This window comes from Flavobacterium sp. Leaf82, from assembly GCF_001422725.1.
GTDB lineage: Bacteria > Bacteroidota > Bacteroidia > Flavobacteriales > Flavobacteriaceae > Flavobacterium.
In genome coordinates this window covers 13,575-40,224 of sequence record NZ_LMMA01000023.1, presented here as the reverse complement: position 1 = coordinate 40,224, position 26,650 = coordinate 13,575, and the positions used below count along the sequence as shown (strand labels likewise).

Annotated in this window: 25 protein-coding genes; 18 read left to right on the top strand and 7 right to left on the bottom strand. The window is 33.8% G+C overall.

Features of this window, described 5'->3' with window-relative positions; genetic code table 11:
- Positions 1–24: 24 nt before the first annotated feature.
- Entirely contained in the window at positions 25–693 is a 669-nt protein-coding gene (locus ASF10_RS12640) for a hypothetical protein (RefSeq protein WP_056249721.1), read from the bottom strand.
- A gap of 198 nt (positions 694–891) precedes the next feature.
- Here ASF10_RS12640 and pyrR point away from each other — a divergent pair, with 198 nt between their 5' ends.
- From pyrR to ASF10_RS12605, 7 genes are all read left to right on the top strand, one after another.
- Positions 892–1,431, top strand: a complete 540-nt coding sequence (gene pyrR, locus ASF10_RS12635; RefSeq protein WP_056249720.1) for a bifunctional pyr operon transcriptional regulator/uracil phosphoribosyltransferase PyrR — start codon at positions 892–894, stop codon at positions 1,429–1,431.
- A gap of 47 nt (positions 1,432–1,478) precedes the next feature.
- Positions 1,479–2,120: a DUF6891 domain-containing protein gene (locus ASF10_RS12630; protein ID WP_056249716.1), complete on the top strand. Its 642-nt coding sequence runs from the start codon at positions 1,479–1,481 to the stop codon at positions 2,118–2,120.
- Between the two features lie 84 nt (positions 2,121–2,204).
- Positions 2,205–3,131, top strand: coding sequence for an aspartate carbamoyltransferase catalytic subunit (locus tag ASF10_RS12625; protein ID WP_056249713.1), 927 nt, complete (start codon positions 2,205–2,207; stop codon positions 3,129–3,131).
- 233 nt (positions 3,132–3,364) lie between these two features.
- The gene (locus ASF10_RS12620) at positions 3,365–3,697 is read left to right on the top strand and encodes a hypothetical protein (protein ID WP_056249711.1); all 333 of its coding nucleotides are present in this window, start codon (positions 3,365–3,367) and stop codon (positions 3,695–3,697) included.
- A 113-nt stretch (positions 3,698–3,810) separates the two neighbouring features.
- The gene (locus ASF10_RS12615) at positions 3,811–4,719 is read left to right on the top strand and encodes a ribonuclease Z (RefSeq protein ID WP_056249710.1); all 909 of its coding nucleotides are present in this window, start codon (positions 3,811–3,813) and stop codon (positions 4,717–4,719) included.
- 111 nt (positions 4,720–4,830) lie between these two features.
- The gene (gene pdxH / locus ASF10_RS12610) at positions 4,831–5,475 is read left to right on the top strand and encodes a pyridoxamine 5'-phosphate oxidase (protein WP_056249707.1); all 645 of its coding nucleotides are present in this window, start codon (positions 4,831–4,833) and stop codon (positions 5,473–5,475) included.
- A gap of 168 nt (positions 5,476–5,643) precedes the next feature.
- The gene (locus ASF10_RS12605; RefSeq protein WP_056249706.1) at positions 5,644–6,147 is read left to right on the top strand and encodes a CAP domain-containing protein; all 504 of its coding nucleotides are present in this window, start codon (positions 5,644–5,646) and stop codon (positions 6,145–6,147) included.
- 120 nt (positions 6,148–6,267) lie between these two features.
- Here the strand turns inward: ASF10_RS12605 and ASF10_RS12600 are convergent, their stop codons facing one another.
- Genes ASF10_RS12600 through ASF10_RS12585 form a run of 4 tightly spaced genes read right to left on the bottom strand, consistent with a single transcriptional unit; the run spans position 6,268 to position 16,320 of the window.
- Complete coding sequence (locus ASF10_RS12600) at positions 6,268–8,205, bottom strand: OmpA family protein (protein WP_056249703.1); 1,938 nt, start codon at positions 8,203–8,205, stop codon at positions 6,268–6,270.
- Positions 8,206–8,218: 13 nt separating this feature from the next.
- Positions 8,219–9,136 carry a type IX secretion system membrane protein PorP/SprF gene (locus ASF10_RS12595; protein ID WP_056250371.1) on the bottom strand — a complete coding sequence of 306 codons (918 nt, stop codon included), beginning with the start codon at positions 9,134–9,136 and terminating at the stop codon, positions 8,219–8,221.
- Positions 9,137–9,170: 34 nt separating this feature from the next.
- Positions 9,171–15,731, bottom strand: coding sequence for a gliding motility-associated C-terminal domain-containing protein (locus tag ASF10_RS12590; protein WP_056249701.1), 6,561 nt, complete (start codon positions 15,729–15,731; stop codon positions 9,171–9,173).
- A 37-nt stretch (positions 15,732–15,768) separates the two neighbouring features.
- A complete protein-coding gene (locus ASF10_RS12585; protein ID WP_056249699.1) occupies positions 15,769–16,320 on the bottom strand; it encodes a hypothetical protein in 552 nt (183 codons plus the stop codon).
- Positions 16,321–16,819: 499 nt separating this feature from the next.
- Here ASF10_RS12585 and ASF10_RS12580 point away from each other — a divergent pair, with 499 nt between their 5' ends.
- The 6 genes from ASF10_RS12580 to ASF10_RS12555 all read left to right on the top strand — a co-directional run bounded on the left by ASF10_RS12580 (position 16,820) and on the right by ASF10_RS12555 (position 22,308).
- Positions 16,820–17,305, top strand: coding sequence for a SixA phosphatase family protein (locus ASF10_RS12580; protein WP_056249697.1), 486 nt, complete (start codon positions 16,820–16,822; stop codon positions 17,303–17,305).
- A 7-nt stretch (positions 17,306–17,312) separates the two neighbouring features.
- Complete coding sequence (gene ppk1 / locus ASF10_RS12575) at positions 17,313–19,394, top strand: polyphosphate kinase 1 (protein ID WP_056249695.1); 2,082 nt, start codon at positions 17,313–17,315, stop codon at positions 19,392–19,394.
- A 30-nt stretch (positions 19,395–19,424) separates the two neighbouring features.
- Positions 19,425–20,315, top strand: a complete 891-nt coding sequence (locus tag ASF10_RS12570) for a Ppx/GppA phosphatase family protein (protein ID WP_056249693.1) — start codon at positions 19,425–19,427, stop codon at positions 20,313–20,315.
- A gap of 138 nt (positions 20,316–20,453) precedes the next feature.
- Positions 20,454–21,035, top strand: coding sequence for a TMEM175 family protein (locus tag ASF10_RS12565; protein WP_056249690.1), 582 nt, complete (start codon positions 20,454–20,456; stop codon positions 21,033–21,035).
- Between the two features lie 76 nt (positions 21,036–21,111).
- Entirely contained in the window at positions 21,112–21,672 is a 561-nt protein-coding gene (locus tag ASF10_RS12560) for a Crp/Fnr family transcriptional regulator (protein WP_056249687.1), read from the top strand.
- A gap of 57 nt (positions 21,673–21,729) precedes the next feature.
- Positions 21,730–22,308: an NAD(P)H-dependent oxidoreductase gene (locus ASF10_RS12555; protein ID WP_056249683.1), complete on the top strand. Its 579-nt coding sequence runs from the start codon at positions 21,730–21,732 to the stop codon at positions 22,306–22,308.
- Positions 22,309–22,409: 101 nt separating this feature from the next.
- Here ASF10_RS12555 and ASF10_RS12550 read toward each other — a convergent pair whose 3' ends face one another.
- Positions 22,410–22,697 (bottom strand): DNA polymerase III, encoded by a 288-nt coding sequence (locus ASF10_RS12550; protein ID WP_241774951.1) that lies wholly within the window; start codon positions 22,695–22,697, stop codon positions 22,410–22,412.
- Here ASF10_RS12550 and ASF10_RS24345 point away from each other — a divergent pair.
- Entirely contained in the window at positions 22,675–22,965 is a 291-nt protein-coding gene (locus ASF10_RS24345) for a hypothetical protein (RefSeq protein ID WP_198529595.1), read from the top strand. The genes ASF10_RS12550 and ASF10_RS24345 overlap by 23 nt on opposite strands.
- An 88-nt stretch (positions 22,966–23,053) precedes the next feature.
- Here the strand turns inward: ASF10_RS24345 and dnaX are convergent, their stop codons facing one another.
- Positions 23,054–24,139 carry a DNA polymerase III subunit gamma/tau gene (dnaX, locus tag ASF10_RS12545; RefSeq protein WP_056249680.1) on the bottom strand — a complete coding sequence of 362 codons (1,086 nt, stop codon included), beginning with the start codon at positions 24,137–24,139 and terminating at the stop codon, positions 23,054–23,056.
- 249 nt (positions 24,140–24,388) lie between these two features.
- Between dnaX and ASF10_RS12540 the strand changes: the two genes are divergently transcribed.
- From ASF10_RS12540 to ASF10_RS12525, 4 genes are all read left to right on the top strand, one after another.
- The gene (locus ASF10_RS12540) at positions 24,389–24,709 is read left to right on the top strand and encodes a hypothetical protein (RefSeq protein ID WP_056249678.1); all 321 of its coding nucleotides are present in this window, start codon (positions 24,389–24,391) and stop codon (positions 24,707–24,709) included.
- Positions 24,710–24,759: 50 nt separating this feature from the next.
- A complete protein-coding gene (locus ASF10_RS12535; protein WP_056249677.1) occupies positions 24,760–25,209 on the top strand; it encodes a nuclear transport factor 2 family protein in 450 nt (149 codons plus the stop codon).
- A 343-nt stretch (positions 25,210–25,552) separates the two neighbouring features.
- Positions 25,553–26,035 (top strand): BON domain-containing protein, encoded by a 483-nt coding sequence (locus tag ASF10_RS12530; RefSeq protein WP_241774950.1) that lies wholly within the window; start codon positions 25,553–25,555, stop codon positions 26,033–26,035.
- 7 nt (positions 26,036–26,042) lie between these two features.
- A complete protein-coding gene (locus ASF10_RS12525) occupies positions 26,043–26,414 on the top strand; it encodes a LysM peptidoglycan-binding domain-containing protein (RefSeq protein WP_056249672.1) in 372 nt (123 codons plus the stop codon).
- Positions 26,415–26,650: the final 236 nt, after the last annotated feature.

The window sequence follows — 26,650 nt, the reverse complement described above, 5'->3', positions numbered from 1 at the left end:
TATTTGTATATGATTTTCTTGGTATTAAATATTTAAATTTTCTTCTTGTTGAGGAGTAAAAAAGAAAAAAAAAATTGAAATTGAGACCCAAAGTGTTATTGAAAAAGATATTATTCCCAATATAGTTTCAATTTGTGTTATCCATAAATTACATAGCATTAAAATAATTATCAAGAAGGGTAGTATTCCTATTATGAAAAAAGGTATTAATAATATAAATCCAATAACAATTAGGGAAATTCGCTTTCTAGCTGTAATAGATGATGCAAAATTTCCAATTGAATTGGGAAGATATAGTCTATAAAGTGTGTTATTTAATAGTTCATCTTTTGATTCAGGATTAATTAAACTACTTGTTAATTGCGATGTAATTTCCTTTAGGCTATCATGTAAATCTTGTCTATCTTTCCCAATGCGAAACAGATTGAAAAGCAATGTGGAAAAAATAATCGGTATTAGTTGAATAACTAAATTTGCTGGATTTGTTATTGTAAGTATACCTAGGGAAACTTCAGATAATGATTTATAATCTACAAAGAAATAAAGAATAATCAAAATCAATAAAATCAGTGTTTGTTTTTCTTCTTTTTTTATAACTTCTTGTAAATTGTTGTAAAGCTTTTCTCTGTAATCAATAAGGATTTCTTTTTCATTATTTTTTATAAATTCTTTTAAATGATTTCGATTTATCATATTTGAAAAATATTGAATTTTTGATGTTACTAAAATGATTTTATTGACTTTAAATATTAAATATAGAAAGATACCAAAAATCCATTTCTCAACTCAAAATTTCATTACAATTTCTAAAAAAAAATATTTCCCCACTCAACACCCCAACAAATAAATTCTGATTTCGTATATTTGCCCAACCAAACATTACACTTAATTATGAGCCAAAAAGTATTACTTAATTCAAAAGAAGTTACTATCATACTCCATCGTTTGGCTTGTCAGTTGATCGAAAAACACCTTGATTTCTCTGATACTATTTTAGTGGGGATTCAGCCAAGAGGCGTTTTTTTAGCTGAACGTTTAAAACAAATATTAGAAAACGAATATCAGGTTCCCGAAATTTCTTTGGGATATCTGGACATCACATTTTTTAGAGATGATTTTCGTCGCACTGATAAACCGCTGGAAGCCAATAAAACACAAATAAATTTTATCGTCGAAAACAAGAAAGTCATTTTTATTGATGATGTATTGTTTACCGGACGAAGCATTCGTTCTGCGTTAACTGCAATTCAATCTTTTGGGCGACCTTCAGAAATCGAATTATTAGTGTTAATCGACAGACGTTTTAGCCGTAATTTACCTATTCAGCCCGATTATCGCGGTCGTCAGGTTGATGCTATAAATGGCGAAAAAGTAAAAGTAAGCTGGAAAGAAAATGAAGGAGAAGACGTTGTTCATCTGGTAACGAATTAATTTAATTATTAAACAGTTAAACAATTAAAACGAATAAACAATAACACATGACTGAGAACGAAACTTTTATTTACGAATCAATTTTTAATCAGATCAGAATGGGATTTCATTCTCTTGATGAGATTCAGGAAAACATACTGGAAGAAATTGAAGACAACGAATTTGAAGACGAAATCTCAGAAGAATGGGCTTTTGATAAAATAAGAGAAGAATACCAAAAGTTACTTGCAGAAAGTAAACTATGGGAAAGTCCAACAGATACGGAAAGATTAATAAAAGCGTTTGATGAATTGGGCGATGAAAATATCATTGCGCTTCACAATGCGGGTTACACCACAACCGACGGTGAATATGAAGTAGTTGAGGTTGAAAGAGAATTGCAGGAAAACGAAGTAGAGTCTGATGGTTATTGCTTTTATCACGAACAGGATTTAGCCAGAGCAATCGATCTTGAAAATCCAGGTTTGTACATTGCTTTCCAGAAAGTAGATAATTCAGATGATACAATTACAATAGAAGTTGGAAAACGAGTTGCCGAAGTTTTAATAAATAACGATTTTAAAATAAAATGGGACGGCTCTGCCAGAACTAAAATTGAAATTCCTGGTTTTAGATGGCAAAAGATTTTTGATGAAGACGCAAGAGATCTTCAGGATTACAGTGAAGTTGTAGACAGAATGGTTCAATAGGGCAGCTGCTCTTAAAAGAAGTATGAAAAGGCTGAATGTTTCAGGAATTCAGGAATTTGACAATTAAATATTAAAGAAATAAAAATGAAAGAATTAAGTGTAAATCATTTATTAGGAATAAAATACATCAAAGAGAATGATATTAACCTGATTTTTGAAACTGCCGATCATTTTAAAGAAGTCATTAACAGACCCATTAAAAAAGTTCCTTCATTACGAGATATTACCATTGCTAACATTTTCTTCGAGAACAGTACCAGAACAAAACTTTCGTTCGAGTTAGCACAAAAACGATTATCAGCAGATGTTATTAGTTTCTCAGCAGCTCAGTCTTCTGTTAAAAAAGGAGAAACCCTGATTGATACTGTAAATAATATCCTTTCCATGAAAGTAGACATGGTTGTAATGCGCCACTCCAATCCCGGAGCGGCTTATTTTTTATCTAAAAATGTCAAAGCAAGTATCGTAAACGCCGGAGACGGAGCACACGAACATCCTACTCAGGCTTTGTTAGACAGTTATTCGATCAGAGAAAAATTAGGTGATGTAGCCGGAAAAAAAGTAGTTATTGTAGGCGATATTCTGCATTCAAGAGTTGCTTTATCAAATATATATGCTTTGCAAATGCAAGGCGCAGAGGTTAAAGTTTGCGGACCAAAAACATTGATTCCAAGATATATCGAATCATTGGGTGTTACGGTTGAACCAAATTTAAGAAAAGCCTTAGAATGGTGTGACGTTGCAAATATGCTTCGGGTACAAAACGAACGTATGGATGTGAACTTTTTTCCATCGACACGTGAATATGCACAACAATACGGAGTAGACAAACCGTTGTTAGATTCTCTTAATAAAGAAATCGTAATCATGCACCCGGGACCAATAAACAGAGGAGTAGAAATAACATCTGAAGTTGCCGACTCTGATCATTCAGTAATTTTGAATCAGGTAGAGAATGGTGTAGCAATTAGAATGGCGGTGATATATTTGCTGGCTTCTAAGATTCAATAGTTTTAGTTTTCAGTCGCAGTTTTCAGTGACGGTCAGAATTTGAAATGATTGTCACCCTGAGCGAAGTCGAAGGCTAATAAGTAAAAAAAGGCTTCGACTTCGCTCAGCCTGACAAACCTGAAACTAACTTTTTATCACAAAGGTTTTGGAACGTTCAGCTTAGCAACCTGAAACTTGAAACTTGAAACAAAAAAATAAAAAAACTTCGTACCTTCGCTTTTCAATATTATAAGATGAAAGTAGATCAAAAAGGACATACCGTTACGATTAAAGATACTCAGAAAGATTTTAAATCTTTTCTGGAAAAAGTAACGCAGCAATTTAAAACCTTTGAAAAACAAAATATTATAATCGATTTAACAGCAGATTCAGAATTGTCTGAAAGTGATTTAAAGCTTTTTTTACCACTTGCCAAACAACAAAAAAAAGCAAAAAAATCTTTTGTAATTGTAGTCGACGATCTTGACTTTAATGCTATATCTGATAAATTAGTTGTGGTTCCTTCTCTTTTAGAAGCACACGATATTATCGAAATGGAAGAAATCGAAAGAGATCTGGGATTTTAAACTTTAGATTTCTGATTTTAGATATTAGATTTTTATACTAAATCTAAAATTTTGATCCAATTAATATCGAAGCTCCAGGCTTTCAATCTAAAATCAACAATCTAAAATCAAAAATGAAGCTTACCATACTTGGCTGTTATGCCGCAACTCCCAGAACGATTACCAACCCAACTTCGCAGGTTTTAGAAATTAAAAACAGATTGTTTTTAATTGATTGTGGCGAAGGAACTCAGGTTCAATTGCGTAAAAACAAGATTAAATTTTCTAAGATTAATCACATTTTTATTTCGCATTTGCATGGAGATCATTTCTTTGGATTAATTGGGACTATTTCGACTTTTGCACTTTTAGGACGTACAACTGATTTGCATATCTACGGACCAAAAGGAGTGAAGGAAATTATTACTTTACAACTTAAATTATCCAATTCCTGGACAACTTATGAGCTGTTTTTTCATGAATTAGAATCGAAAGAAAGTGAAGTTATTTTTGAAGATAGCAAAGTGATTGTAACAACAATTCCGCTAAAACACCGCGTTTACACTAACGGATTTTTGTTTCAGGAAAAACCCGGTGACAGAAAACTAAATGTCGAAGCTGTGCAACAATACAATATACATACGGCTTATTATCAAAAAATAAAGGGTGGCGGAAATGTTACACTGGATGACGGAACTGTAATCGAAAATGAAAAATTATCTTTTGATCCCATTCCGGCGTTGAGTTACGCTTTTTGCTCAGATACGGTTTATAATGAAGATATTATTCCAATTATAAAAGATGTAGATGTTTTGTACCATGAAACTACATTTCTGGAATCTGAAGCTGCTTTGGCTCAAAAAACATTGCATTCTACTGCAAAAGAAGCGGCAAGAATTGCACTTATGGCAAATGCCAAACAACTTGTTTTAGGTCATTATTCTACAAGATATGATGGAATCGAGCGTTTTAAAGAAGAAGCTGAAGAAATTTTCCCGAACGTACTTTTAGGCGATGACGGGAGAAGTTTTGAGTGGGAATAAATTAAGTTGCTGTCCCGAAGTTTCGGGATTGAGAAACTAAGTTACTAAGTTTGAAAAGTCCAGCGAAATCTAAAATCTAAAATCTAAAATCAACAATCTAAATCCTCAATCATGAACGATTTAAGCAATTATAGAAAATCTTACGAGAAGAGCGAATTATTAGAAACTAATATTCCGGAAGATCCCATTAATCTTTTTAACAGATGGTTTCATGAAGTAGAAGATTTTGGCGCAAGCGGAGAAGTAAATGCCATGACGGTTGCTACAATTGGACTGGATGGTTTTCCGAAATCCAGAGTGGTTTTATTAAAGAAATTTTCTGAAGAAGGTTTCATTTTCTACACCAATTACAATTCTGAAAAAGGAAAAGCAATTGCTGCAAACCCTCATGTTTGTTTGTCTTTTTTTTGGCAGGAAATGGAGCGTCAGGTAATCATAAAAGGAATTGCACAGAAAACTTCTGAAAACATATCTGATGGTTATTTTGATTCGCGTCCTGACGGAAGTAAATTAGGCGCAATTGTTTCGAATCAGAGTGAAGTGATTCCGTCAAGAACTTTTTTAGAAGAAAACTTAAAAAAACTTGAAGCAGAATTTGAAGGAAAACCTATCACCAGACCTGATAATTGGGGCGGATTTTTAGTAACTCCATTAGAGGTAGAATTCTGGCAGGGAAGACCTAACAGGTTGCATGACAGAATACGTTATCAAAGTCAGTCTGATTTTTCATGGAAGATCGAAAGACTTTCTTCTTAGTTGTAAGAAAAATACCTTTAATATTGCATTATGTATGTATTTCATCGATTAATTTTGTAGTTTAACGGTAAATTGAATAAGTTTGAAGCAGAAACAAACTATTTTATTTATAAAATTTATTAAGGAATTTGCCCCAACATTTACTTTAATATTAACCTGCAATTGATTATGAAAAAGATTATGTATGCCATGATGTTCGTTGTAATTTTTATTACAATGAACTCATGCTCTGCAGATAACGCCGAGGCAACAGAAGAGACTACGACTTCTCAAACTCTGATCACGAACTACACTTATAATGATTCAGAGATCGAAACCATGAAACTTATTAATGACTATAGAATAAGTATTGGTTTAAACGCATTAGAAAAAATAAATCACGTATCGTTTAAATGCCAGGAGCATAATAATTATATGATCGCAAATAATGTTGTAGATCATAATGATTTTACGGCACGTTCTAATAATATTATGAGCGTTTTGTCAGCAAAAAAAGTAGGCGAGAATGTTGCTTATAATTACAAGACATCAGAAGCTGCTGTAAAAGCATGGCTGGATAGTCCGGGACACAAAGAAAACATTGAAGGAGATTATACTCATTTTGGTTTATCAGTAACAACTGATACTAAAACGGGAAAAAAATATTACACGAACATTTTCGTTAAGATTTAAATATATTGGACTGGTTGGTTTTTAGTAGTCGTTGTAGATCTTTGATTTACAACGACTTTTTTTTTGCATAAAAAGCTGCCTGAATTTCAGACAGCTTTTAACCCGGATATTTTTAATGAACTATAAAGCCGTAATAATAAATTCACTTCTTCTGTTCATTTGATGTTCTTCTTCGGTACAATTTACACCGTCAGCACAACCGTTTACCAGTTGTGTTTCTCCATAACCTTTTCCGGTTAACCTGTTTGCGGCAATACCGTTTTTCACCAGCCATTGTAGTGTTGATTTTGCTCTTCGGTTAGACAAAGCTTCATTATACTGATGTGTAGCCCTGCTATCAGTATGAGAACGAATATCAAGTTTCATCGTTGGATTATTATTCAAAACATCCAGGATTTTTTCTAAATCTAAAGCTGCTTCTGTTCGAATATTGGATTTATCCAGATCGAAGTAAATCATTTTAATTCCAAAACATTTTCCTAAGTCATCGCCAATAGTGACTTTGCAGGTTGATTTTTCTAAAGCAATTGGAAGGCTTGTTTTTCCGGTAAGTTTTCCAATAGTTATACTTACTTCTTTAGTGGTATAATCTTGTTTTTCGGCTCTTACATTATAGGTTTTTCCGCATTCGACAACAAAACTATAAAATCCGGCCGAATCAGAAATGATGGTGTTTTTTATACTTGTTCCTTCATATAAAGTAACTTTTGTTCCGGGTAAAATAACAGCAGTTTCAGCATCAGTAATGATTCCGTTTAATTCCTGAATGCATTGCAGTCTTTTTGTTTCAAGAATTTTATAAATATCATCAGAACCCTGACCGCCATCTTTATTAGAACTAAAATAACCTATTCGGGAAACTGGATCAATTATATAGGCAAAATCATCTTTTGGAGAATTGACATCGGCTCCCACATTCTGAATACTGCTAATCGTTCCGTTGTCTTCAATTTTACCGACAAATACATCAAGTCCGCCCAATCCGGGATGTCCGTCTGAGGCAAAATAAATTTCGTTTTCGCTGGTAACATACGGAAAAGTTTCTTTGCCTTCTGTATTGATACTTTTGCCAAGATTGGTAGGCGGTCCATAACTTGAATTGCTATTGATACTCACTTTATAAATATCAGATTGTCCGACGCTTCCCGGCATATCTGATGCAAAATATAAGGTTTTCTCATCAGGGCTCAGCGCAGGATGTGCCGTACTATAATTATCACTGTCAAACGGAAGTTCAGTTATGTTTGTCCATTTATCATTTTCAATCGTGGCTTTGTATATTTTTACTAAAGTAATTTTGTTTGCATCTTTTCCTTTTTTGCCATTTTCATAATTGTTTCGGGTAAAATAAACTGTTTTTCCATCTTTGGTAAAAGCTGGAGAAGATTCATGAAACTTCGTATTAAGAGAAGTCTTAAACTTATTTACCTTAGAACTTATACTATTATTTTGAGTATCAACATTGGCAAAATACAAATTGGTAAAATATTCATTAGTCCATTTGTGTTTGCGTTGCGAAAAGTTTCCGGTATCTCTTGCCGATGCAAAATAGATTTTGTTATCGTAAACAAAAGATCCGTAATCTGAATATTTACTATTAATTCCGGCATCTTCGATTTTATAACGTCCTGAATTAGCTTTTATCTCATCGAGATAATTAACTGCTCCATTATAGAGTTTTCCTCTGTTATCATTTTTGAATTTGGTATTAAATTCTGACTGAATCTGATTGGCTTTATCGATTTGTCCCGTTGATTTCAAAGACTGTGCATATCGGTAATAATATTCTGGTTCTACAGTTGTGTTCATGGCAAATAATTCGCCATACCATTTGGCAGCTCCTTCAAAATCAGAATTAAAATAATAGGAGTTGCCTAGTTTTTTGAACATATCCTCAGACTTGTACCCTTTGTTGGCAACACGCTCATAGGTTTTAATAGCATCGATATAAGCATAACTGTCGTATTTTCTATCTCCGGCAGCTACCTTGGATTGTTGCGAATAACTATCAAATGAAAAACAGATCATTGTGATGCAGAGAAGTATATAATTTTTCATAGTCATTTTATTTTTAGAAGAAACGAGGGGTTGTCAGTTTACCGTTGTTTTTGATGAATTCGTAACGCAGGAATATCTCGTGTGATCCTGAATTATAATTGTTCAGGTTGGTGGTTTCACGATCATAACCATAACCCAAATAAAGTCCGTCTGTGATCTGGAAACCCACCATGGCACTTACAGAAGCGCTCCATCTGTAAGCCACGCCCACAACAAATTTCTCGATGAACATAAAGTTGGCAGAAACATCTACCTGAAGCGGCGCGCCTTCGACCATTTTGGTTAAAACTGCCGGTTTGAATTTTATATATTCCAGTTTATCAAGATCAAATACGTATCCCGCCATTAAATAATAGTTGATTTTATCCTTGAAAATAGCCACATCATTATCATCATATCTATTAGTTTCTATAAAATTAGGAACAGATAATCCTATATATGCTTTATTAGAATGCCAATATACACCGGCTCCAACATTGGGAGAAAATTTATTGTCAATATCTTGAAATTGCGGATCGCCCTGATTTTCAGGATTTAATTTATTGATGTCAAGATTGAATAAATTAGCAGTTCCTTTTATTCCAAAAGACAATTTAAAATCTGGCGAAGTCTGAACTGTATACGAAAGATCGACAGAAAAATTGTTCTCGTTTGTTGGGCCAATTTTATCATTTACCAATGACACGCCAATCCCCACATTACTATTGTTTATTGGTGAATTGACAGAAAAACTGCTGGTTTCCGGAGCTCCGTCGAGTCCAACCCATTGTGTACGATACAATCCAAAAACACTTAAAGCTCCTCTTGATCCTGCATAAGCCGGATTGATATTGATAGTGTTATACATGTATTGCGTAAATTGTGCATCTTGTTGTGCATAACCGGCAATGCCCGCAAACATTATGACGATGAAAAATAATTTTGTTCTCATAGTAGATATTATTATATTATTATTACTATCGATTTTATTTAGATAAATATAAATACCCGTCTTTTTTATTATTTTGAAGTACATTATTTCCGTCTAATGATTTGTAATTAATAATGTAGAAGTACGTTCCGGTTGGTAATCCATCAGATTGTTTAACAGTTGTTCTTCCTCTTGATGTTCCGTCAAATGCGTTGGTTGTATTGTTATAATTATCAGTTTCAAAAACCAAAATTCCCCAGCGATTATAGATTTCCACGTTATTTTCAGGATAACAGGTTACATCATCAATACTATCAATCCTGAAAAGATCGTTCATGCCGTCACCGTTAGGAGAAAAAGCGTTATGAACTACAACATTTCCGCAGGCCAATACTTTACAATCATCATTTATTTCCATATTAAGCAAAATGCTTCTCGGACAATTCTGATCGGTTATTTTATATTCAAAAATATAATTGCCAAGTGCTAAACCAAGTACATTTAGCGTGTTTCCCTGTATAGAATTACTGTTGCTATTGTCCATCCAAATTCCTGTTGGTGGTGTGTTTTCAGGCAGTAAGGAAAATAAGTTTATCAAAGTCGAATCATCATTACAAGCTGAACTTGCAATAGTTGTAATACCATTAGGAATGACTGTTATAGTAACCGTCGCAGTATCGCAATTTGCAGCACTTAATTTGTCGCAAATTTGATAGCTGTAGGTATAAGTTCCGGCTGGTGTTAAACTCGATACCGTTACATTTCCCAAAGTATCAAAAGTGATATTTGGATCTGTTTTTATACCGATATTATTTTGAGTTAATAATGTAAAGTTCACCAAATCAACAGAAGCTTTCGTAATACCTTTAAAGTCGTTGCTCAAAACATTTCCTGCTAATCCAAATGTATTACAGCCAATATTAGTATAAGTATCATCGTTAGCAATTACTGGATTAATAATTGTAATTGTTACCGTAGCAGTATCACAATTTGAGGTTTGGTCAGCTTCGCAAATTTGGTACACTAATGTTAAAGTACCGGCAGGCGCATTTGGTAAAACATTTATAGAACCATCAGGATTTAATTGCAAAAAAGCATTTGGTGTTATGGTGGTAATAACAACATCAGAAGCCGTTACAACAATGCCTTCAAGTGTATCATTAAGCAATACATTTATCACATTTGGTGTAGTAGTATTTACACCCACAATTGGACCCGCTTTATCATCATTGGCAACAATATCAGAATAGGCTTTACAATTTACTCCAAAATCAGCATTTAAATGAACCAGATCGTCAGGCGTAATCTTTACAATATATCCGCTCACGCCTCCAGTTGTGCTACAAACCGTATGTAATTGTGATTTACTGGTTTTATTACTTAATTTTTTATCTGTTGGTGAAGGAATAACTTTTATCAAACCAGTCGCGCCTAAATTTGCAGCAACAGCATCAAGATTAGTATCTTTTACTAATTTGATAGCGTAATCCCCATACGGATTTGCAGTTTCAGGTCTGTTTCTCCAGAATCCTTCAATACCTACAATTACTTCAGCATGATAGCCGTTAGGACCATCAATAATTACGTTAGGGCTCAATGCATTTCCAAATCCACCTTCATTTAATTCTCCAACATTCAGGGCTCCGGTATAACTTCCGTCACCATTAAGATCTATCCATTCCCATTTGTTGTATTCTACAGCGCCATTTTCATCAGGGATATTTTTAGTTACAACACCATCATTATTAGCATCGTACCATTCATCCTGAATTCCGTTAGCATTTGTATCATACCAAACATAATCTCCTAAAACAGGAAGAGTTGATTTTCCATATTCAAAATCATGTTCCTGAATTTTGCAATCTTCCAGTGTTGTAAAAAACAAACTTGAAGCTATAGGATATAATTCATAAGCACTGTTGAGATTAGCATCCTGAACCTGTACCAAATAACTACCTGCAGGCATACCTGAAAAGCTATAAAAACCATCAGCACCAGTGATCTGTAATAAAATTGAACCAGTGGTTGTACCTTGCGGAACCAAGGTAACAGGCACATTTGCAAGTGGTGTATTTGTGTCTTTATTAATAATTTGTCCGGATATTTTAACCGTATAAGTTGGTTGAGTAATTACAACTGTTGCAACTGCAGAACAAGTTTGGTTTCCGGTATTTACAGATGATGTTGCTGTTAATGTATAAGTTCCGGCAGGCAAATTGTTGTTTGCTACAACTTCATTATTTACATTTCTAACAATAACAGTTGATCCGGGACTATTTGTAACCAGAATATAACCATCTTTTCCGCCAAGACAAGTTACATTTGAAGCAATTCCTGTAACCGAAACTTTATTTTCGACAGTAAAAGTTTGTTTCAATTCCGTTTTATTTCCGGCGCAATCTGTCAAAGTATAAGTTCTGGTTAAGATATAAGGATTTCCATCGCAACCGTTTCCTCCATTATCAGAATCATTAATGGTAATAGCCACAGTTGTACTGCAATTATCAGAAGCATCTTTTACATCGCTCGCATTTCCCACAGGAATATCAGCAATAGTTTGCAGGTTTGCAAGATTTGTTGGTGCAGTTCCGGTAGGCGGAGTCGTATCTCTAACGGTTATAATTTGAGTATAACTGGCAATATTTGCGCTACAATCGCTAGTAGTCCATATACGGGTTAATGTGTAATTTGTATTGCAACTATTTTGAATATCACTTTTTATTTCACTGAAAACAATTGGCAAATTACCATTACAATTATCAGAAGCATCAACATTTGCCGGTTCTGGAACAGCATCACAAGAAACAGTAATATCTAACGGAAGATCTCCAATAAACATTGGTTTTACCGTATCTTCAATTGTAATTACTTGCGTGAAAGTATCAGAAGTATTTCCGCAATCGTCTTTTACTGTCCAGGTATTGGTGTAAGTTCCGGCATTCGAACAATTAGCAGAAGCTACAAAAGCTCCGCTAATTTTAACAATATTCGAAACATCAGCATCGCATAAATCAACAGCTATTGGGAATAACGCTTGCGCAGAAGTTAAACCTGCTGTATCACTGCATTCAATAGTTTTATTTAATGAACCAATTTGAGTTGTCCAAGTTGGGGCAACAGTATCTTCAATTGTAATGACTTGCGTGAAAGTATCAGAAGTATTTCCGCAATCGTCTTTTACTGTCCAGGTATTGGTATAAGTTCCCGCATTCGAACAACTTGCAGAAACTACAAAACCACCACTAACTTTAACAATATTCGAAACATCAGCATCGCACAAATCACCAGCAATAGGGAATAACGCTTGCGCGGAAGTTAAAGCCGTTGCATCGCTACATTCGATAGTTTTGTTTAAAGACCCAGCTAAAGTTGTCCAACTTGGGGCAGCAGTATCTTCAATAGTTATTACTTGCGTAAAAGTGGTCGAAGTATTCAAACACAAATCTTTGGCAATCCAGGTATTGGTATAAGTTCCCGAATTTCCGCAAGAACCCGCAATGAAACTTCCGCTTGTTTTRGTGTATGTTATTGTTCCGCCACAATTATCGGTYGCAACCGGAGTTTGGTTTTGAGCAGTTGTTAATCCTGCCGAATCACTGCATTGTAAAGTTGTGTTCAAGGCAGTTGAAGCTGTAGTCCAAGTTGGAGCGGTACTGTCGATAATTGTAATTATCTGCGTGAAAGTAGTCGAAGTATTCAAACACAAATCTTTTGCAATCCAGGTATTGGTATAGGTTCCTGAATTTCCGCAAGAACCCACAACAAAACTTCCGCTTGTTTTAGTGTATGTTATTGTTCCGCCACAATTATCGGTTGCAACCGGACTTTGGTTTTGAGCAGTTGTTAAACCCGCTGTATCACTGCATTGTAAAGTTGTGTTTAAAGACGAAGCTAAAGTTGTCCAATTTGGAGCGGTATTGTCAATAATCGTAATTACCTGCGTAAAAGTAGTCGAAGTATTCAAACACACATCTTTGGCAATCCAGGTATTGGTATAAGTTCCTGAATTTCCGCAAGAACCCGCAATGAAACTTCCGCTTGTTTTGGTGTATGTTATTGTTCCGCCACAATTATCGGTTGCAACCGGAGTTTGGTTTTGAGCAGTTGTTAATCCTGCCAAATCACTGCATTGTAAAGTTGTGTTTAAAGCTGTAGCTAAAGTTGTCCAAGTTGGAGCGATATTGTCAATAATCGTAATTACCTGCGTGAAAGTAGTCGAAGTATTCAAACACAAATCTTTTGCAATCCAGGTATTGGTATAGGTTCCTGAATTTCCGCAAGAACCCACAATGAAACTTCCGCTTGTTTTGGTGTATGTTATTGTTCCGCCACAATTATCGGTCGCAAACGGAGTTTGGTTTTGAGCAGTCGTTAATCCTGCCGAATCACTGCATTGCAAAGTTGTGTTTAAAGCTGTTGAAGCCGTAGTCCAAGTTGGAGCAGAAGTATCTTCAATAGTTATTACTTGCGTGAAAGTGGTCGAAATATTCAAACATATATCTTTTGCAATCCAGGTATTGGTGTAAGTTCCTGAATTTGCGCAAGAACCCGCAATGAAACTTCCGCTTGTTTTAGTGTATGCTATTGTTCCGCCACAATTATCGGTTGCAACCGGACTTTGGTTTTGAGCAGTTGTTAAACCCGCTGTATCACTGCATTGTAAAGTTGTGTTTAAAGCAGTTGAAGCCGTTATCCAAATTGGAGGAGTATTGTCGATAATTGTAATTACCTGCGTAAAAGTGGTCGAAGTATTCAAACACACATCTTTGGCAATCCAGGTATTGGTATAAGTTCCTGAATTGGCACAAGAACCCGCAATGAAACTTCCGCTTGTTTTAGTGTATGTTATTGTTCCGCCACAATTATCAGTCGCAATCGGAGTTTGGTTTTGAGCAGTTGTTAATCCCGCTGTATCACTGCATTGTAAAGTTGTGTTTAAAGCTGTTGAAGCCGTTGTCCAGGTTGGAGCAGCAGTATCTGTAATAGTTATAGTTTGTACGGCCGTAATAGTACCACAACCCGTTACTACTTTAAAAGTTCTGGTAACAATCGTTGGGCAAGTACCTGTGGCAACATCAGAATATGATATGGTGTATGTTCCCAGTAAAGCGCTATTTGGTAAAGTTCCTCCCGCACTTGTTAGTTGTGCCAGAGTAATATTTGTGTTTGTAGTATTGTATAGAAGCCCCGTTATTGCAGTCGTTCCGCATCCTGAAACACTTGCATTTGCTGGAGCAGTAAGTGCAGCGGCAGGACTTATTGATACAGTTGATTCTGCTGAGGTTAATTCACAATTTGTAACACCATTTTTTACTTTATAAGCACCACTTGCTGTCACAACAAGTGTAGCCGAAGTTTGTCCTGCCAAAACAGCATTATCTTTATACCATACATAAGTTGGCGAAGCTGCATTGGTAACAGCTGTTAATGTAGTAGATCCGCATGAAGTTAAAACTCCTGTGATTACAGGTGCACAAGGAACAAAATAACCAGAGGTATTAATTGCTTTAGAATCATTGGCACAAGATGAATTTTGATAATTCAATGTTGAGGTACTCACAACTTGATTGCCACAAGCAGTTCCCGTTGGCGTTAATTGATAATTTAAAGTAATAGTTTCTGAGTTCAAAAAATCAGTATTCCATGTAATAACCTGTCCGGACAACGAAGCTGTTCCTTTACTTGTTGTAATAGAACCTATTGTAAAACCAGGAATAACAGTTTCCTTAGTAATTAAGTTTTGCGCAACCCATGAAATTTGAGTCGCAATCTGATTGTATATCGAAGTTAAGTTTGCACCACTTTGTGTGATATAAGCAGGACTTCCCTGTATACCGTCTAACGTAAATTTCGCAATATTTTGTTCACTATTATTTGTATTTATATTTCCGCTCAGCCCGCCAAAAAGACCAACAGAAAAAAGTTGATTGTTATAAACAACGCTTGATTTTGTTGTTGTTTTTGCATTTGTAGCAGCACTAATAGCAGTAGTAACACATTGCGATGTTTTACTAATATTACAAGTAGTATTTCCGTTCGTTCCTGTTACGTTTGCTACACCATCTGTAAGTAAAATAATAGCCCTTGCACTGCTGCAGTCAAATCTGCCATTGGTTTCTAATTCAGTTTCTGATCTAACAATTCCTCCATAAAGATTGGTTGAGTTAGTGGCTTGTAAAGTATTAATTTGAGCTGTTATGGCAGCTACACCAGCAGCATTCAAATAAGTCAATCCTATTTTTAAAGTTGCAGTTGTACTGTATGCTACAATTGCGATTCGGTTTTGAGGATTTACTTTAGCCTGCGTAAGAAACGCCAGTGCAGCATCTTTTGCATAATCCATAGATGTTTTAAAATCTCCCGGAATAGTATAACCCATACTGCCAGAAACATCAATAGCCAAAATCACATCTGAATTTCGTGTAATAGGATTGGCTCCCGTAATATCTACTTTTACATTTACAATACCACAATTGGTTGCATTTGCAGTTACCGTTTTGTTGGTAGTTATAGACTGAGATAAACCAATTGAAGACCACAGAAGAAATAATACAGCAAAGTATATTTTTTTTATATCACGTAAATAACTGCTTAAAGAGAGTAATAGTTTTTCCATTTTAAATTATTTTAAGGGAATACTTGATATATTTATTTTAATCATTAACCGGATTAATGATGAAGGTGTGTAAAACAGTATAAACCGTATAATTGGTACAGTTTTTTGAAGTAGCAGTAATCTGGTCACAAGACCATTTTTGTATAGAAGTTCCGTTAGGTACCGTGACATGTATGTAAAAATTTATAGATTGTCCTGAGTTCAAAGTGATTTCAGTAAGAGAGATTCTTTCAGAATTTATAAATTCAGTATTAACGGTCACATTTCCAGTCGTAGAACTTCCGTCTGTGTTTGCGCACGAAGAATTAATGTTTTTACTGTTTAAGATAAAAGTATCAGTAGACGAGCTGTTATTCGTGAGAATTATAGAATAGTAAGTTCCTTCAAGAGGAGTGCTTCGAATGTTTCCATTATTCTCAACTATCAATATAGCGCTGCACGAACCAGACTGAGAAAATGAAATTGTAGTGACCAAAAAAAAGAAAAGGGAAAACAAGTTTCGGCGAAAAATGTTTTTTTTGAAAGAAAAAATAAACTTACAATTGCTAACAAATTTCACTGCTTTTTCAAGAGTAGTTTTAGTTCTCATAACTTAGGATTTTTATTTGTGATAATGATCTAATTTTAACAGAATCAAAGTTATAGTGCGTGTGTACTTTTGATTTTTTTTCTCCGTAACTAACCTAAAAACTCGTTTAAGTGTATGATTTTTGTTAAATAAAGATCTAAAAAGCAATTTTTTATGTCATTTATAACAAATAAAAAAGTAAGTATTTTTTGATTTTTCAATTAAAAAAGCAATTTTTTAAATATTTTAAATGATTAATAATCAGATATTTAGTTAATTTATTATGGATATGTATAAATCGACCAAGTGTTTGTTTTAACAGATAAAGAACACTTTTTTAACATAAAGGCAAATGCTGATTTTTGAGAAAAGTAAGTTTGAAGAAATATTTATTCTTGTTAAAATTTCTATTTAATGTTAACAGAAATAAAAAAAAGAGAGGGTTTAATTTTTCTTTTGTAAATTAGAAGTTCAATAAAAATTAGTAACCTCAAAAGAAGGTTTTATAAACTTGCTGCTTATGAAAAATTTAATTTTAATACGACATGCTAAATCCAGTTGGGAAGCACCTCTAAAAGATTTTGACCGACCTTTAATGAAGAGAGGTATTTTAGATGCTCACGACGTGTCATCTCATATTTCAAAATATCTTCCTAAAACATATATTATCTGGAGCAGCACCGCGGCAAGAGCCTCAGAAACGGCACTTATTTTTGCTCAAAATATTTCATATCCTATTGAAAGTATCGTTTATAAAGACGATCTTTATACTTTTGATGATAAACAGCTCGAAAAAGTTATCAAATCATGTGATAATAGTTTCGATAGCGTTATTCTTTTTGGACATAACGAGGCTATTACAAATTTTGTTAATAAATTTGGGGATGTTTTTATCGAGAACGTTCCTACTTCCGGCTTTGTATCATTACAGTTTAATGCAGAAAGTTGGGACACCATTAATAAAGGTAAAACTCATAAAACAATTTTCCCCAAAGATTTAAAATAATAATAAAGTGTACGAACAGAAATATATCGATAGAGAAAAAAGTTGGTTAGCGTTTAATGCAAGAGTACTTCAGGAAGCTGCAGATAACACGGTTCCGCTTTTAGACAGACTGCGTTTTGTTGGAATTTTTTCGAACAATTTAGATGAATTTTTTAGAGTTCGATATGCTGCTATTAGACGATTAAGTCTTTCAGGAATCTCCGGAGAAAAATATTTAGGCGGAGTTTCTGCCCATCAGCTAATTAAAGATATTACCGAAATTGTAATTCAGCAACAATCTGAAAGTTTACGTATTTTAGGAAATATCGAAGCAGAACTCGAAGCCGAAAATATTTTTATCATAAACGAAGATCAAATTACAACAGATCAGGAAATATTTCTAAAAGATTTTTTTACACAAAGATTAAGTCCGGAATTAGTGACTATCATTTTGAATGATTTGGCCGAATTCCCAATCTTAAAAGATACTTTGGGATATCTCGCCGTTCGTTTAGAAATGAACACAAACGATGAAGTTCGTTATGCGGTAATCGAAATTCCAAAAACTATAAACAGATTCGTTGTTTTGCCATCGCACGACGATAAACATTATGTTATTTTAATTGATGACGTAATTCGTTATAACCTGAAAAACATCTTTAATATTTTCGATTATAAAAGTGTTTCAGCACACATGATCAAAATAACCCGTGATGCACAGTTGGATATTGATAGTGATTTGAGTAAAAGTATGCTCGAAAAAATCGCAACATCAGTAAAAGACAGACGAATAGGTGAACCGGTACGTTTTATATACGACAGTTTAATCGAAGAAGATACACTGCATTTCTTCCTTGATAAAATGAAAATTGTAGAAACAGACAGTATTATTCCCGGAGGAAGATATCATAATCGTCGTGATTATATGGGTTTTCCAAACTTAGGAAGATACGATTTACTGTATAAACCAAATGAACCATTGCCAATTCCGGGTTTAAGTCTGGGAGGAAGTATCTTGGAAAAAATCAATAAAAAAGATTATTTGCTGCATGCGCCTTATCAATCCTTTTCGTATTTGACAAAATTTTTGCGTGAAGCAGCTTTAGATCCTAAAGTGACCACTATAAAAATCACCTTATATCGATTGGCAAAAAATTCTCAAGTAATTAGTTCCTTGATAAATGCTGCAAAAAACGGTAAAAAAGTTACTGTTCAAATCGAGCTTCAGGCACGTTTTGATGAAGCAACAAATATCTCGTATGCAGAACAAATGCAAACAGAAGGAATTGATCTTATTTTTGGAATAAAAGGACTTAAAGTACACAGTAAAATATGTGTAATAGAAAGAGTTGAAGAAGGTAAAACACGTCGCTACGGATTTATTTCGACAGGAAATTTCAATGAATCTACAGCCAAAATTTATACAGATGTAACACTTTTAACCTGTCATCAGGGAATTTTGAAAGACATTTCTAAAATATTCGAATTTTTCGACATCAATTACAGAGTACACAGATACAAACACTTAATTGTATCACCACATTATACACGAACAAAATTTATTAAACTTATTGATCGTGAAATCCTCCATGCATTAGCAGGTAGAAAAACACATATTAAATTAAAAATGAATAGTTTATCTGATTTTAAAATGATAGATAAATTATATGAAGCCAGTAATGCCGGAGTAAAAATACAGCTGCAGGTAAGAGGAATTTGCTCATTGATTCCGGGAATTCCGGGAATGAGCGAAAACATTGAAGCCATAAGCATCGTCGATAATTACCTGGAACATTCAAGAGTTTACATTTTTGGAAACGCCGGTTTAACCGAAGTTTATATTTCATCAGCAGATTTTATGACCAGAAATCTTGACGGCAGAGTTGAGGTTACCTGTCCAATTTATGATCTTGAAATCAAGAAAGAACTAATAGATAATTTTAATATTGCATGGAAAGGGAATGTTAAAGTGAGATACCATTCCTATAAACTCGATAATAAATACAAGCCAAGAAACCATCATGCCCCGTTTAGAGCCCAGCTTGAAACCTATAAATATTATCAAAATAAGATTTCGGTATTAGAGCAGGTTCCACAAAAAATAAATTAATAAAAAATAAAATTCAAATCATAAGTGAGCATGATTAATATAAAGAAACTTGCAGCAATAGATATTGGATCAAATGCCATGAGGCTTCTAATATCGAATGTTGTAGAACAAGATGGCAAAGAACCCCAATTTAATAAAAGTTCGCTTGTTCGTGTGCCAATTCGTTTGGGACAAGATGCCTTTACTGTTGGAGAAATTTCAGAAGAAAATATAGATCGAATGGTCGATGCCATGAAAGCATTCAACCTTTTGATGAAAGTACATAAAGTAGAACGTTATATGGCGTTTGCAACCTCGGCAATGCGTGAAGCTTATAACGCGAAGGAAGTTGTCGAAATAATTGAAAAAGAAGCCGATATAAAAATCGAAATTATCGATGGTAAAAAAGAAGCCGCAATTATTGCATCTACAGATTTACATCATTTACTAAAAACAGACGAAACCTATCTTTTTGTAGATGTAGGTGGCGGAAGTACTGAGTTTACGCTCTTTTCTGACGGAAAACTGGTTAATTCCAGATCTTTTAAAGCCGGAACAGTTCGTTTGCTTAATAATATGGTTCACGATGTAGTTTGGGATGAAATCGAAAAATGGATTAAAACCAATACGGCAGATTATGAAGAAGTAACTTTGATTGGATCCGGAGGAAACATTAATAAATTATTTAAAATGTCCGGAAAGCAACAAGAAAAACCGCTTTCATACATTTACATCAATTCGCAATATGCGTTTTTAAATTCCTTAACATACGAACAAAGAATCGCCGAATTAGGACTAAATTCAGATCGTGCCGACGTAATTATCCACGCAACCAGAATTTACCTGAATGCGATGAAATGGAGTGGAGCACGCCAGATTTATGTACCAAAAATAGGACTTTCTGACGGAATCGTAAAAGCGATGTATTACGGTAAAATTTAAAAAATAAATATTTTCAGCCACGAATTTCACGAATTTTCACAAATTAATTTTTTAAGCTTTTAATAAAAAAAATTAGTGCAAATTAGTGAAATTCGTGGCAAACTTTTTTTAAATATTGATCATTAAAATTTTAAATAAATGAATAAAACAAGACTCGAAGCTTTTAGTGATGGGGTATTAGCCATCATTATTACTATTATGATTTTAGAAATAAAAGTGCCCAACGGACATGAATTTGCTGACTTAAAACCGCTTATTCCTAAGTTTTTAAGTTATATTTTGAGTTTTATTTATGTTGGAATCTACTGGAATAATCACCATTATTTATTTCACGGATTAACAAAAGTAAACGGAAAAGTTTTATGGAGTAATCTTCATTTGCTTTTTTGGCTGTCCCTAATTCCGGTTTCTACAGGCTGGATGGGAGAACATAATTTTGCAAAAGCATCAATGGCTTTATACGGATTTGTGTTGTTTTTATCTTCAGTAGCCTATTTTATTTTACAGAAAATTGTAATCAGTAACGAAGGCGAAAATTCGATATTGGCAAAAGCTATTGGCAGGGATATGAAAGGAAAAGTATCTTCTATATTGTATGTAGTTGGTATAATTTCTTCATTTTATAACGAATGGATCGCTGGAGCAGCATACTTTATAGTTGCTTTGTTATGGTTAATTCCGGACAAAAGAATAGAAAAAGCTTTTGCTGCAAAAAATTAATTCCAATATTATTTTGCTGTATTAGTAACTATTAAAGTTTCTTTAGCTTTTCTATAAATAAGAAAATCACTTTATAATGAAATCCGTTTTTCAATCGATTCAGGTTCTGTCTCAAAATGAGTTAAATCTTTTAGAGGATTTAATTACATTTCGAAAACTTAAAAAAGGAGAACTTTTATTAAAGGAAAATCAGGTTTGCAATGAAATCGTTTTTATTAAAAAGGGAATCTTACGCTCGTACTTTTTTAATCATCAAGGCGATGAAATCACAAATTGTTTTGCTTTTGAAAACGAATTTATGGCTTCATTTTCGAGCTTTATAACACAAAATATTGCCGAAGAAAATATTCAGGCATTAGCAGATACAGACTTGCAGATCTTAAGTCGCGAGAGCTTAGAGAAACTATACAAATTAGGGATTCAGTGGCAGGAAATAGGGCGTAAACTAACCGAAATGGAATATGTAACGCTTCAAAAACGAATGATTTCTTTTCAGAAATTATCTGGAACACAACGTTATATCGAACTTTATCAAAACCATCAGGAATACCTTCAAATGATTCCGCTTCAATATCTTGCTTCGTATTTAGGCGTAACGCCAAGACATTTAAGCAGAATTCGTAAAGCGGCTTTATAGGACATTTGTCCAGTATTGAGTTTGATCGAAATGGTATTTTTGTAAAAAACAAAAAGCATGAAAAAAATACTGGTTATAAACGGACATCCAAATCCGTCAAGTTTTAATTTTGGCTTAGCCGAATCTTACCTAAAAGGTGCAATACAATCTAAAGCCCAAGTAGAAACAATAACTATTGCCGAATTAGATTTTAATCCAAATCTAAAATTTGGTTATCAAAAACGAACAGAATTAGAGCCGGATTTGCTGGAATCATGGAAAAAGATTCAAAATGCAGATCATTTAGTTTGGATTCACCCAATTTGGTGGGGCGGTTTACCTGCGATTACAAAAGGTTTTATAGATCGTTTATTTTTACCGGGAATGGCTTTTGAACATCGCGAAAATTCAGTTTGGTGGGATAAATTGCTTAAAGGAAAAACAGCGCATATAATTACAACCCTGGATCAGCCAGACTGGTATTATCGATTTGTCTACGCAAAACCAAGTGTCAATCAATTGAAAAAATGTACGTTAGAATTCTGCGGAGTAAAACCTGTAAAAGTCACTTATATCGGAATCATAAAGACATCTGATGAAAAGCAAAAGGAAAAATGGCTTAAAAAAGTCTTTGAGTTTGGACTTAAAAACAAATAAAATAGTTTGCTGCTAATTACACGAATTTGAATAATTACTTAAAAAAACAAATTCGTGTATTTGCATTTCTTATTCGCTACTATTCCCGTTATGGATAAAAATTAGGTGTGAACATCTAATCCAAATGTAGTACGCAAAAGTTCAATATTAGGATTAATTTCTAATAAGCGATTATATCGATCCTGATCGTTAAGACTTCTTTTGTTTTCAATCGCTTCATTTACATTAACCTGGATCGTAATGTCATGATTGTGTAAATGTCCTTTTAGATGTCCTAAAAGACCAATCATCTGACCTTCAAAATCTAATTTAGAACCTTCATTTGGTAATTCTAGCGTAATTGTAGTTCCGTCTAAAGTAGGATCGTTGATTAACAATAACGATTCCATAATTTTAAAACCTTTATCACCCAAACGCTGTGCGTATTTATTCCATTGCACTAACATTTCTGTCTCAGTAAATTCTTCTGTTGGTAATACCGAAGATGGTTTTACATACGATTTATTACTTGCTTCAAGTTCTTTTTTCTTGCGAATACTGGATAATGAAAAAGCAGAAATTTTAGGCTCAGTGCTAACTTCAGCTTTTGGAGCAACAGGCGTTTCTTCTTTTTTTGGACTTTCAACTTCAACAGAAGTAGTTGGGTTTTCGATTTGAGAAGCTGGTTTTTCTGCCTCAACTTTTGGTTTTTGGCTTTCAACTTCGACTATAGAATATCCGCTATTTTTATAATAAGTAGGGGGAATTATGAATTGCTCAACTTTTTTTTTTCTCCATCAAAGTTAATAGAGGCCAATTGCATCAAGCATAATTCGACTAAAAGACGTTGGTTTTGACTTAATTTGTATTTTAAATCGCAGTCGTTTGCAATATCAATTCCTTTTAATAAAAATTCCTGAGAACATTTTTGTGACTGAACGCCATACATTTGCTGCGCCTGTTCGCCTACTTCAAGCAAAGTGATTGTAGCAGGAGTTTTGCTCACTAATAAATCCCTGAAATGAGAAGCAAGACCGGCAATAAAATGATGTCCGTCAAATCCTTTAGCAAGAATGTCATTATAAGCCAGTAAAAGATCCGGAATCTTATTTTCTAAAAGTAAATCAGTAATGCTTATGTAAGTTTCGTAATCTAAAACGTTTAGGTTTTCGGTTACTGCCTGACGTGTTAAATTAGTTCCGCAATACGAAACCACACGGTCAAATATAGATAAAGCGTCACGCATTGCACCATCGGCTTTTTGGGCAATAATGTGCAAAGCATCGTCTTCATAAATAATTCCCTGACTTGTTGCAACTTCTGCCAAATGTTCTTTAGCATCTTTTACAGTAATTCTTTTGAAATCAAATATCTGGCAACGAGATAAAATCGTTGGAATAATCTTATGTTTCTCTGTTGTTGCTAAAATAAAAATAGCGTGTTTTGGCGGTTCTTCCAATGTTTTCAAAAAAGCATTAAAAGCTGCCGAAGACAACATATGAACCTCGTCAATAATATAGACTTTATATTGACCGGTTTGCGGTGGGATTCTAACCTGATCAATCAGACTTCGAATATCATCTACAGAGTTGTTTGAAGCCGCATCTAACTCAAAAACGTTAAAAGCAAAATCTTCGGTAGGATCATCATATCCCGGTTGATTTATTTTACGGGCAAGAATACGAGCACAAGTTGTTTTACCAACTCCACGCGGTCCAGTGAATAAAAGGGCAGAGGCAAGGTGATTGCTGTCAATAGCATTCAGCAAAGTGTTGGTAATGGCTTTCTGGCCTACAACATCCTTAAAGGTCTGTGGGCGATACTTACGAGCCGATACTACAAATTGTTCCATATTCTTTTTTATTCGATAGCAAATATAGTCCGAAAATTGCCAAATCACAAATCTGAAATTGATAAATATTCGATTGGATTTTGAGTATTTTGAATATGAGAAAGTAAGGTTCTGTTTTTATTTTTTCAATAATTTAAAATGATGGCTGTTTAATGAAATTTGATCAGACATTATTTTAAATTTTGTTTATTTGTGAGAAAAAAGCGCAACTATTTATCTGCTTTTAAAGTTTAGCTGAACGAAAAATGTATGGTTCCAAAGAAAAAAATGGGTTTCAGGAAATTAGTAACAGATAATAAAATTTATTATTGGCGACTAAATGGCATTATTGAAATTAGACCTGATCAGAACCAAACGAACAAACTTGAAATTAATTTTGGATATTTTGATTATTGGGAATTTGCTAATAATCCTCAAGAACGCCCTGAAGATTTTGAACCTAAAATTATAACGCCTGGTTTTATCAAAAAAATAATTGAAAATGCAATCCAATTAGGTTGGAACATAAATGATAAAAATAAAGTTTTAAAATTAAGCTATAGAAATAGCGAATTTCGAATTTTAGAATAAAAAAACAGACTATTAAAAACAATCTTTTCTCCTCTTAAAACTAACATTCTATGAAAAAATATTTTGGATTAATCACAATTGTATTTTTTTCTTTTCAGCTTCAGGCTCAAACTTCGCAAGATACGATTGATATTAAACGTGTTGCCTTGGCTTATATTGAAGCACAACATAATCCGAATCCTAAATTGATGGAAAGCGCCTTGCATCCAAGATTGGTAAAAAGGTCAGTTTTTAGAAGTAAGGCTGCCCAAAAAGATTATATATCAGAATATTTTACAGAGAATATGGTTATTCTTGCCGAAACTTATAATGCAAAAGGAGATAAATTCCCTAAAAATCCCAGAAAAGAAGTGAAGCTTTTAGATGTTTCTGCAAGAACTGCATCTGTTAAACTATTAGCGGATGCGTGGATAGATTATATGCACATTGTAAAAACAAATGGAGAATGGAAAATTATAAATGTACTTTGGCAATATAATGATGTATCGCAACATGAGTAGTTTTTAGGCATAAAATTCAATGAAAATATACTACAATGAAAAAAATACTAATTACCACTGCTATTGTTATTGGCATTTTTGCACTTTTTTTTGGATTGATTTTATTCTATTTTTTTAATATTTATAATTTTAATTTTTAAGATATCTACAAATACAATTTTGTAAAAACTAATTAAATATCATCATCGTTTTAATGAAAAGTCCTGAATCTCTAAATTCAGGATTTTTTTTATATCTGTAAAACTGCAAGAATGGGAATAGTGTAAAAATTGTAGGATTATTATGTAATATTTAGTATTTTTATTCGTTTAATTTTAAATGTTTAATTAACTAAAAAAATATCATGATGAAAATTAAATCGATTTTATTGGGGATGGTGTTTGCCGTTGCGTTAGTGTCTTGTGGACCTAAAGATGCAGATATTGAAAAAGAGATTTCTGAAAAAATTAGTGGTCTTCCGGGAGTAGAAGTAACTGTAGTAAAAGGAGTAGCTACTATTTCTGGTACTTGTAACGACGAGTCAGTAAAACAAAATGCGGAAAGCATTGTAAAAGGGGTTAAAGGAGTTAAAACAGTAGTTAACAACTGCGAAATTCCGGCTCCAGAACCTGTTGCAACAGAAACTCCTGTTGAAATTAATGCTTATAGTGTTTTAAATACTTCGGTAAATGATGTGGTGAAAACTTATAATGGTGTAACAGCTACAGTTAAGGATGGCGTTGTAACACTTACAGGAGATATCAAAAGAGATCAATTGCCTAATTTGATTAAAAGTGTGCAGGAATTAAAACCTAAAAAGGTTGAAAACAAATTAACTATTAAATAATATCGCGATGAGTTTAAAAGACAAATACAAAGAATTAACTGATTTAGCGACTAATTTAGGAATAGCTAATTTGCAGGTAAGAGAACAAGATAATGTATTGTATGTTGATGGTACAGCAAAATCTGCAGATGACAAAGAAAAACTTTGGAATGCTTACGGAAAAATTGATCCTGAATTTAGATCGGCTGATGTAGTCATGAATATTGAAGTAGCTGAAGGTGCAACAACAGAATATACGGTAAAAGGTGGAGATTCGTTGTCTAAAATAGGAAAAGCGCATGGCGTTTCATGGGAAGCAATTTTTGAAGCCAATAGAGATATCATTAAAAATCCTGATCTGATTCAACCAGGTTGGAAATTAAAAATACCAACAGCATAATTTTATTTAGAAGCTGTTATAGAAAGTCCGTCGTAATGATGGACTTTTTTTTGTTTTTTTTTTGAGAATGGTACGAGGGTAACGCGGATTCGCTAAAGCGAAAACACGGATATCATTGGATTTTTTTATTCACATTTTATGTCAGGCTGAGCGAAGTCGAAGCCCACGTTCTAATTGGCACGCCCTTCGACTTCGCTCAGGGTGACATAAAAGGAAAAAACATCTGCACGGTTTAA

Excerpts from the sequence above, each read along its gene's own strand:
- ASF10_RS12640 (WP_056249721.1), bottom strand. The coding sequence starts at position 693 with ATGATAAATCGAAATCATTTAAAAGAATTTATAAAAAATAATGAAAAA.
- pyrR (WP_056249720.1), top strand. The coding sequence starts at position 892 with ATGAGCCAAAAAGTATTACTTAATTCAAAAGAAGTTACTATCATACTC.
- ASF10_RS12630 (WP_056249716.1), top strand. The coding sequence starts at position 1,479 with ATGACTGAGAACGAAACTTTTATTTACGAATCAATTTTTAATCAGATC.
- ASF10_RS12625 (WP_056249713.1), top strand. The coding sequence starts at position 2,205 with ATGAAAGAATTAAGTGTAAATCATTTATTAGGAATAAAATACATCAAA.
- ASF10_RS12620 (WP_056249711.1), top strand. The coding sequence starts at position 3,365 with ATGAAAGTAGATCAAAAAGGACATACCGTTACGATTAAAGATACTCAG.
- ASF10_RS12615 (WP_056249710.1), top strand. The coding sequence starts at position 3,811 with ATGAAGCTTACCATACTTGGCTGTTATGCCGCAACTCCCAGAACGATT.
- pdxH (WP_056249707.1), top strand. The coding sequence starts at position 4,831 with ATGAACGATTTAAGCAATTATAGAAAATCTTACGAGAAGAGCGAATTA.
- ASF10_RS12605 (WP_056249706.1), top strand. The coding sequence starts at position 5,644 with ATGAAAAAGATTATGTATGCCATGATGTTCGTTGTAATTTTTATTACA.
- ASF10_RS12600 (WP_056249703.1), bottom strand. The coding sequence starts at position 8,205 with ATGAAAAATTATATACTTCTCTGCATCACAATGATCTGTTTTTCATTT.
- ASF10_RS12595 (WP_056250371.1), bottom strand. The coding sequence starts at position 9,136 with ATGAGAACAAAATTATTTTTCATCGTCATAATGTTTGCGGGCATTGCC.
- ASF10_RS12585 (WP_056249699.1), bottom strand. The coding sequence starts at position 16,320 with ATGAGAACTAAAACTACTCTTGAAAAAGCAGTGAAATTTGTTAGCAAT.
- ASF10_RS12580 (WP_056249697.1), top strand. The coding sequence starts at position 16,820 with ATGAAAAATTTAATTTTAATACGACATGCTAAATCCAGTTGGGAAGCA.
- ASF10_RS12570 (WP_056249693.1), top strand. The coding sequence starts at position 19,425 with ATGATTAATATAAAGAAACTTGCAGCAATAGATATTGGATCAAATGCC.
- ASF10_RS12565 (WP_056249690.1), top strand. The coding sequence starts at position 20,454 with ATGAATAAAACAAGACTCGAAGCTTTTAGTGATGGGGTATTAGCCATC.
- ASF10_RS12560 (WP_056249687.1), top strand. The coding sequence starts at position 21,112 with ATGAAATCCGTTTTTCAATCGATTCAGGTTCTGTCTCAAAATGAGTTA.
- ASF10_RS12555 (WP_056249683.1), top strand. The coding sequence starts at position 21,730 with ATGAAAAAAATACTGGTTATAAACGGACATCCAAATCCGTCAAGTTTT.
- ASF10_RS12550 (WP_241774951.1), bottom strand. The coding sequence starts at position 22,697 with ATGGAATCGTTATTGTTAATCAACGATCCTACTTTAGACGGAACTACA.
- dnaX (WP_056249680.1), bottom strand. The coding sequence starts at position 24,139 with ATGGAACAATTTGTAGTATCGGCTCGTAAGTATCGCCCACAGACCTTT.
- ASF10_RS12540 (WP_056249678.1), top strand. The coding sequence starts at position 24,389 with ATGGTTCCAAAGAAAAAAATGGGTTTCAGGAAATTAGTAACAGATAAT.
- ASF10_RS12535 (WP_056249677.1), top strand. The coding sequence starts at position 24,760 with ATGAAAAAATATTTTGGATTAATCACAATTGTATTTTTTTCTTTTCAG.
- ASF10_RS12530 (WP_241774950.1), top strand. The coding sequence starts at position 25,553 with ATGATGAAAATTAAATCGATTTTATTGGGGATGGTGTTTGCCGTTGCG.
- ASF10_RS12525 (WP_056249672.1), top strand. The coding sequence starts at position 26,043 with ATGAGTTTAAAAGACAAATACAAAGAATTAACTGATTTAGCGACTAAT.